At 47.0% G+C, this 8233-nt stretch carries 4 protein-coding genes; 1 reads left to right on the forward strand and 3 read right to left on the reverse strand.

Features of this window, described 5'->3' with window-relative positions; genetic code table 11:
* Positions 1-150: 150 nt before the first annotated feature.
* Complete coding sequence (locus tag O9295_RS27030; RefSeq protein ID WP_288036346.1) at positions 151-297, forward strand: hypothetical protein; 147 nt, start codon at positions 151-153, stop codon at positions 295-297.
* A 21-nt stretch (positions 298-318) separates the two neighbouring features.
* Here the strand turns inward: O9295_RS27030 and O9295_RS27035 are convergent, their stop codons facing one another.
* The 3 genes from O9295_RS27035 to O9295_RS27045 all read right to left on the reverse strand — a co-directional run bounded on the left by O9295_RS27035 (position 319) and on the right by O9295_RS27045 (position 7255).
* Positions 319-3546, reverse strand: coding sequence for a C25 family cysteine peptidase (locus O9295_RS27035; RefSeq protein ID WP_288036348.1), 3228 nt, complete (start codon positions 3544-3546; stop codon positions 319-321).
* 49 nt (positions 3547-3595) lie between these two features.
* Positions 3596-5296: a hypothetical protein gene (locus O9295_RS27040; RefSeq protein WP_288036349.1), complete on the reverse strand. Its 1701-nt coding sequence runs from the start codon at positions 5294-5296 to the stop codon at positions 3596-3598.
* Positions 5297-5410: 114 nt separating this feature from the next.
* On the reverse strand, positions 5411-7255 hold the full coding sequence (locus tag O9295_RS27045) for an alpha-amylase family glycosyl hydrolase (RefSeq protein ID WP_288036350.1): 1845 nt from the start codon (positions 7253-7255) through the stop codon (positions 5411-5413).
* Positions 7256-8233 lie beyond the last annotated feature (978 nt).

Below are 8233 nucleotides of genomic sequence, written 5' to 3' on the forward strand. Positions count from 1 at the left end.
GACTTTCAAAAACCTTGCATTATCCTTCTTGTAGTACATCGCTTGGTACAAAAAACAAGGGCAACAAAGCCTGAAACGACCGGCTCCTGACTCCTGACGACCGACTCCTACCCCCAGGAAAAACTTTTTCAGCAGACCCTACTTTGTGGCATGGACATCCCAGAAGTGCGATCGCTTCTTTCCTGTTTCAGGAACTGCGATCGCATTGTTGTCAAGTTGAGTAGCTCAAGGGAATTTCACCTCCTGTTTGCTTCTGGCGATCGCCTTTTGTTCTCCACAGAAGCGATCGCATCATAGCTTCTAATACAAATTCAGGATCTAACCAACTGGAGGTACGCCACCAGTCAATGTGATGGTGCCAACGTAAGGTTTGAAATTTGGATAGGTGACCGTAACTTTCAAGAGAGCCACGAACGGCGTGGATGAAGGAAGAGAGAAACTGGCTTGCCCAAATGAATTGGTCGTTTTTGTCATAAACACCAGTGGACTTGTGGACGAGTTAGACCATCCCCCCATCAGGGTGACGCGATGATTGGCGACTGGCGAACCTAAGTAACGGACGGTCACCGTCACCGTATTTCCTAAAGCGATTGAAGCAGGATGTGTCACTTCGTGGATTTTCGGAGCATCTGTCCATACTGGCATTTCGGGATCTCCGAAGAGGGTCTGCGTGTATAGAGTCCAGAGGCTACGCACACCTCCTGTAGCAAGCCGTAAACCCGCCGCAGAACCAGCGTTACCCAAAACTTTCAGTTTTCTCCAGAAAAACTCCTCATAGTTATCACCAACCCCAATCCAACCGTAGCGGGTATTCCCAACATAAGCAACTGCGCCACCATTAGGATCTAAAGTGGAGATCTCCGCGAGAGAATCCACGCCATCTGGTTTTGCAGTTGAGCAGGAGTTGGCAAACATGATGGAGTATTTTCTGTTATTGGTGAAATTGGGTTGATCATTGATATTAATTCCACAACAACCACCCCACCATCCATGACCGCTCAGACTGACGAAATGGGCACCATTGTTTAGAGCATTGCGGATCGTATTTTCTTCCAGTGGCACAATGGGTGGTGGTGCGGCTAGGTCAAAGTAATCTTCATAGTGTCGCTCTACGGAGTTGAAATTGGGATACCAGCCATTCATCAGTGTTCGCAAATTTTCTTTTTCTTGCACCGCCAGTTCTAAGCCCGTCGGATCCCAGAAGAAATACTCAGGGTTAATCTTTGTTTCAGACCCCAGCACCTTCACAAAGCGAGTTGGCGTAGCACTTTGGGTATTGTAGGTGTCATTGGTGGTGAAATACCAGCCAAGATTGGTTGCGGTTGCAGCCGTATTGTAAGGGATGACAACATTTGAAGTCCCCCGTCGGGATACTAATCGATGGGAGGGAGTACTACCAGATAAGGTCAAATCAAACTTTGTGCGGATTTTGGTCATCGTTGCTCCCGCTACGTGGGTAAACATCCCTTCTTGCGGCGGAGTAGCCGTATCTGATTGACACCCCTGGAACTCGCGCCCCCAGTAGGATGAAGCATAAAGAATCTTCTGCAAATAGGTGACATCGACACTTGCCTCACCATTGGGCGTTTCCAATCGTTCGTAGGTCAGGACTTTGTTCACGAATCCACGCGCTTGGTCGCCACTTTCAACAGACGCTCGTCCTACCCAAACATCTGAGTAGAAGCTCACAGCATCCAACGTCACTTCCTGATCAACGGAGCTATCCCAATGAGATTGACCGTACAGCCCGTTGTTGTTGCTGTCAAAATCATGCTTTCCTGGAATCGAATAGCCAGAACCGACTAAGCTGGCGTAATAGAAATCTGAAGGAATACTATTAACTTCACGGACCCAGTAGTAATCATCGTCAAGCACAGCCTCTGGCCCTTCTACAATGATGTAGTTAGATGTTTGACCGATTGGTAACCGGCTAAACCCCTGATCTTTTGTTTTAAAGTCTGTCTCTGTGGTGTAGTACCAACCCAGGTAGCCGCTCCCTGCCTCGCGATTAAAGGGAATGCGAATCGCACCATGCATCGTGGAGAGTGGATCATCACTGGCAGGTGTAAACATGGGGCGAAGCTTCACTACAGCCTTCCCGCTCACAAAATGACAAGTGCTGACATAATCGCTGCCGATTTTCTCAGGCGGTGGGTTGTCTGGGTGGCGCCAACATCCAATTGTGTTATAGGTGCTAGACCCCACAAGGTGACGCATGGGAACGACATTCACATCACCAGCAAGCAGCAGGTATAAGGTCTTCCAATTTTTCTGGATGGACTTGATAAAATTCCGCAGGACTTCTTGAAGATCCCGAGCGAACCCTCCTTGGGTAAAATCACCAAACTCACCTGAGACTATATCTGACACGGTGACTACGCGCGTTCGTACCCCTCGCGCAGTTTTCCATTTAGCGAGTCGTTCAAACTCAGACACTAAATTGCCAGCTAGAGCTACTCCCCGTTCGGATAAATTGGGCGCCCGCGTCGTTCCATCACCAAGAGCAATTGCCTCTGGCCAGGTATAGTTATCGGTGATGATGACATAAGGCACTTCTTCCAACAAGATCAACTTGGGCCAGCGCAAATCTTTCGCAGATACCACCAGGTTGCTCTGCAACAAGGAATTAACGATTTCCGTGTAATACTGACCAACCGTTGTCTCCTTCCTGTCCCTTTGTTCAGCCAGTTGCTTGGCTTTTTCTAAGTCAAACTTCGCAGCGTAGCGTAAATTGGGATAGAAAATGAAAGCCTGTTGGCTGGGATCGTATTGCAGCGGGCGCACCCGAACAGTTGCAATTTGGATCGCTCCAATTTCCTCCACCTTATCCAACTCCACCAACTTTTCAGGATAGGGGTGCTGGTGTTCGACATATTTGGAATCGAGGGGGGTAAAGGCAACATGAACGTTCTCTATGGAAAAGCCATCACTAAATTGGTTCGGATCGATCCCGACATCCGGTACTGGTGCTTGAGCAGGCAGTGGGTTCACTTTACCCGGTAGCCGAATTGGGTCTCCGGGTATAACTTCGAGGGACAAAACATCCCCACCTATTGGCAACGCTACATACTGGGTTTGTTCAGGCAAAGCTGGTGCGCCAGGAATGCCTCCTGTCCTGAAACTAGGCAGTTTGGGGATGTCAAAATTGTCCCGCTTTTCAATGTGGAGTACTCCTGCTGGGAGTGAGATACCTCCCTCGACTTGGTCATCTGGTCTTGATGGTGCCATGTCCCCCAGGATTTCGCGCTCAATTTCTAGCTCGAAGTGCTCCTCTGTACCCGCTTCCCATCGTATTGCGTCTTTCGTATCTACGAGAAATCGGTAGGGCGGGGCGTAGATAGATAGATAGATATCCGGTTTACATTCAAATAGCTCACGAAAATCCTTCTCGGAGTAAACCATCTCAAAACGACCTTCCTCATTGGTAAGTGCCGTTCCCAGTAGATCGTCGTAGAGCAAATCTTTATCGTAGGCTCGAACCATCAAACCTCGAACGCCAAGCCCACTTTCTTTCTCGCGAATACGACCTGTAATTTTGAATTGCATAGCTACCATCCTTGTTTGTTGAAAAATATTTGGGGTTGCTGAGAAGTTTCTAAGGAATTGGTGGTTTATGGGCGTTGTGAACTACAACTGAGAAAACCACCGATCCACCAGTCCAGTGGGGATCATCTTCGCTGACAAGTGTTTTATCCCAAGCTTCTACCCTCAGAGTGTAGGTACAGCTTTTACCTACAGCCAGTAGTTGATCGGTTGGTAAGCCTTTCGGATTTGTTGCGGCATCGAGCCAACGCAAATCCCATTCAGCAAGTACGCCCACAGGTGGTGTGGAACCGCCACTCCAAATTGTGCGCTCAGGTACTGGTTTATTCTTATCCAATCCTGGGTAACTACCGCCAATCAGTGGAATTTCTAATTCTTGCCAGCCTGATGCACCCTGCTTTTGGAACCATATTTGGTAACGATCAAAGTTGTCGCTAGTCGGCTTAGTTAAATCACCTGAGACAATGAGCGGATCGGTAGCATACCCTTCAATGGAGATGATGCCGCCAGACACATCCAGAATATAAAGATCCTCGCAAGCACCAAGTCCCGCTAGTCCTCTAATCCCTCCAAGAATTGCTTCGTTATCGATCCATACCCGCTGGATGTCATAGTAAGTGTTACCTGCTGTATCTATAACCTTCAACAAGAAACTGTACTTACCACTGCCCGTTTCAACGCCAACACGACTGTTCCAGTAAAACTCCACCAAGTTGGGAATAGGAAAACAAACTAGGGGCATGAAGTCTGGCCGGATACATACTGAACGGGTTGACCAGATTGAACTATTGGTTAAGAAGTTCGGGGTTGGCATACCATTCAGCTTGTTATATATGCGTTGATCGTTATCGGTATAAACCACCCTGGTAATATTCGTCCAGCCATCTGCAACCGGATCGTAGGGCAAGCCTTGAGAGGGTTGGGGGAGGTTAAAGGTTGGGTCGGGTTTGATCCAAAGGCTGTATTCTGCAATTTGCTCTGAACTACAGCCATAGGTATCTGCTGCGCCACGCACACTAATATAACCACCAACTGCTAATTCATCTGCGGTGCTGTTGTCGTTATGACGTAGCGGTTCATTAACATTAGTGACATCGTGTGACCATCCCCCACCAATGTATTTGATATAGGCACGGGCTGCCGTAATCGAGAAGGTCGTTGTGCAAGTCTTTTGACTACCATCTAACCCAAATACATACAGACGCACCTCGAATTGAGTGGAGGTGAGAACATGATCTGCTGCACCAAGAATAGCCTTCTGAATGTCAACAAAGCCAAGCTTTCCGTTGTTGACTTGGTGATTCCCGATACTGAGGGTTGCGTCGGGATCTCCCGCCGGATTAGCGTAGATAACAGCGTCCGCTATAGGGATTGTTCCTGACCAAAATACCTCCAACTGATAACGACTGAAACCGAGTCCTGTTGCTGTCCCAAGAATTGGTTCGAGTACATAATTGTTGAGCAGAGCGGCATCGCCGTGTTTGCAGTTATTTGGGTCAGTTAGGTTACAGCTAAGGCCAACAAAATGTTTCTGTCGTAGAATCAGCCAAATTAATAACCCGATGAGGGATAAGACAACAATCCAATACCGGGGATTTCGCTCCAGCTGACTCTGCCAGTATATGGTGAATGTCACAACGATGATTAGTCCGATAATCAGCTTAATCAGTAGTTCCCAGAAGTTACGCACACCAAAACGTCCCTCTGGTGATTGATCGAATATTTGACGAGTAGACTGCTTTTCTTTCATCATGATGCTTACCTCTTTTTATCTTGCGGTAAAACTCAACTTTTTGATTGTGCTCACTCCTTGCTCTCTGCTCACTTTGCCCTTTGACAAATCGACTACAATCGCATTAGAGTTTACTCACCCAAAAATCACAAAACCTGCGGCTGGAACGGTAATCAACACTGCCTTCCCATTCCGCGCTTCCACCGTCACCGACTGACCCACCTGCGCTGCATCCGTCGAGTAAATGCACGTCAAAACATCACCTCCTTGGTGCAGTTCATTGTCGAGGGTCACCCAAGCGGTTCTGGGCTGGTCATAATCGGTGTTAATCGCCAGTAGCACCTCCTGGCCGTTGAAAATCCGTGACCAAGGCACCACCGATCGCAGTTGTCCATTCACCATCTCCGGCAAGCTGAAGCGGACTCCATCATCGGGTGCTGAAATCGGGCGCAGGTATTGGCGACCACGACGCAGGACGATGTTTTTCCGGCGTATTTCTAGAACTTTAGCGAGTTCTTGGTAAACCCGATTGTCTTCATTGAAGAAATGCAGCCCTCGCGTCCGAAACGCCCCAAATTCACCGCCGAACATCGACTCCCGGATGTAGCGATCGCTCCCTCCGCGCCCATCGAAACATTGTTCGCTGCCGTAGTAGATGCAGGGAATGCCCAGGGTTAAAGCATTCAAGGCTAAAACATTCAGCACTACTTTCGAGGCATGGGCATCGGCACAGAAACGAGCTTTCTGATTGCCTTTGCGTACCTGATCGTGGTCGTCAAAGGAAGTCACCACCTTATTGCGGAACCAGAGGTGAGAGCCTTTGTTGACCAACTCCGAGTTGCGGAACAGGCTGAAATAGTCGTTCGGATTGCGGTATCCCTTGACCAAGTATTCCAACTTATCGGGTATATCATCAATTCCTAGCGCCGCACTGAGTCCAGTTAATTCCAGGGTTTCGTAGGCTCGTTTGCGCCCGCCGGTAATCTCGCCCAGCAGGAAGAAATTTTCCTTGCCAATGCTTTGGGCAAACTCGTGGAGTACCGAGACAAAGTAGCGGGTCGCGCCAATGTCCATGTGCTTGACGGTATCAATGCGGAAGCCATCGATATCGGCGTAGGCGATCCAGTATTTATAAGCTTCACACAAATGGCGCAGGGCATCAGATACTTGGTAATCATCAGCAGCACCGTAGCCGTGATGAATGTCTTTCAGGTCAAAGAAGTCCCCCTCGCGGAATTCGGGGTCGTAGTCCCAATTTTTGATGTACCCCTTGCGGGTAAAGGCATTGGGGTCTTGGAATTCAGCAGGAAATATTGCCCCCTCATAATCGGGCAGATTTTGCGGATTGGCTTTGACAAAGGGAATGGTAGGATTGCCCTGTCTGTCGTTGAAGCCATCAACCGAGTAAGTATTGCCAGTCCAAGGGGGATTGCGCTCTCCCGCATAGGAAAAGACGTTGCCCGCATGGTTCAAAATGATGTCCAGGATCACATAGATGCCATTGGCATGGGCAATTCGCACCACTTCCCGCAAGTCTTCGCGGCTGCCAAAGTGGGGTTCTACCTCCAGAAAATTCTGGATGCCGTAGCCGTGATAAGTTTCCCGAAACCGAACCTGTTTAAAAATAGGGCTAATCCAGAGCGACGTCACCCCCAATCGTTTCAGATAGCCGATTTTGCTCTCTAACCCTTTGAGCGTCCCTCCCACGTATTTGACTCCTGCTTCGCGCCAGCGGGCTGCATCCGCCTCGGTTTTCACGGCATTTTCCGCACCAGCCGGACTGTAGGGTGGGGTTGTCCCGCTCCGGACTAAATTCCCCTCGTTGTCCTTGTACCCGTTTTCACGACCATCGGAGAAGCGATCGAGCATCAAGAAATAGAACGTTTGGTCTTCCCAGGTGATCGGCGACGGGAACAATCCCCCTGCCGGTGATAGGGATGCAAAATTTAGTTGGCTTAAGCGTTGAACGGTTGTCGTCATGGCATTTTTCCTCTCAATCTTTCAAACTCCTCATCCTGTCCGCCGCTCTTTTAATTCCTACTTAAAAAGCTTTTTTCTAGGCATGAGGTCGTTGGCTTATTCCCTCCTTGTTGACCGTCTTCATGGATATTTTTTGACTTTTTGATGCTCTTCTTCTAGGGTAAAGTGAAAGTATAGTAAAGTGCCGTCAAATTTTCAAAACTTAATTTTTCCGAGCCTGTCCACTCACTTATTTTTAACAAAGGTTAAGGATTCTCTCTCAAATAGCTGTTGAGAAGTGCGGTTCTTCGTTACTTGGTATGGTTCAATAGGGTGGCATAAATCGACTAAATTTTTATCTGGCAAGAGACTTAATTAATTAGTTCGCTCTAGATCAAAAACAATTGACAAAAATCGCAGCAATGTCTGTCTCTATAAGGATTTCATCCCTTATAACTCCGTCCATTGCATAGCACAAACCGAAGAACCTGGTTTCCGAGTATTCCTTGAAGCTATACTCAGTAGATGGAAAAGTTTGGATTTAATGCGATCACCGCAAGATTTAGTATTATTTAATAAAAAAAGTCTCTGGCAATTAATTAAGAAAAATTATCAGAATTGCAGCAAAATGTTGTTGTTATTAACCCGATGGAAAATAGATAGTATCAACAACTTGATATAATCGACCTCGACCTAATTTAATTAAATCACAACAATAGGATATAATAAAACAAATATTAACTCAAAAAAAGCCATGAAAAACTACATTTTGGAATACATTCAAAAATATCCGAAACAAACTAGAACTCTTGCAAATTAATTATATGTTATAATGATGGGTTAACTAATTTTTTGGGGAAAATTAGTTAATCAGTACATTTGTCCTGAATGAAAACTTGAAGTTTAACTTTTAACTCAAAACTCTTTAGAGCTGCTTTAATTTGGTTATCAAAACCTCTTTATTTAAGCGGCACAAACTATCTCAATTATAAAAATTGA

It is taken from the genome of Microcystis sp. LE18-22.4A, assembly GCF_027531105.1.
Taxonomy (GTDB): domain Bacteria; phylum Cyanobacteriota; class Cyanobacteriia; order Cyanobacteriales; family Microcystaceae; genus Microcystis; species Microcystis aeruginosa.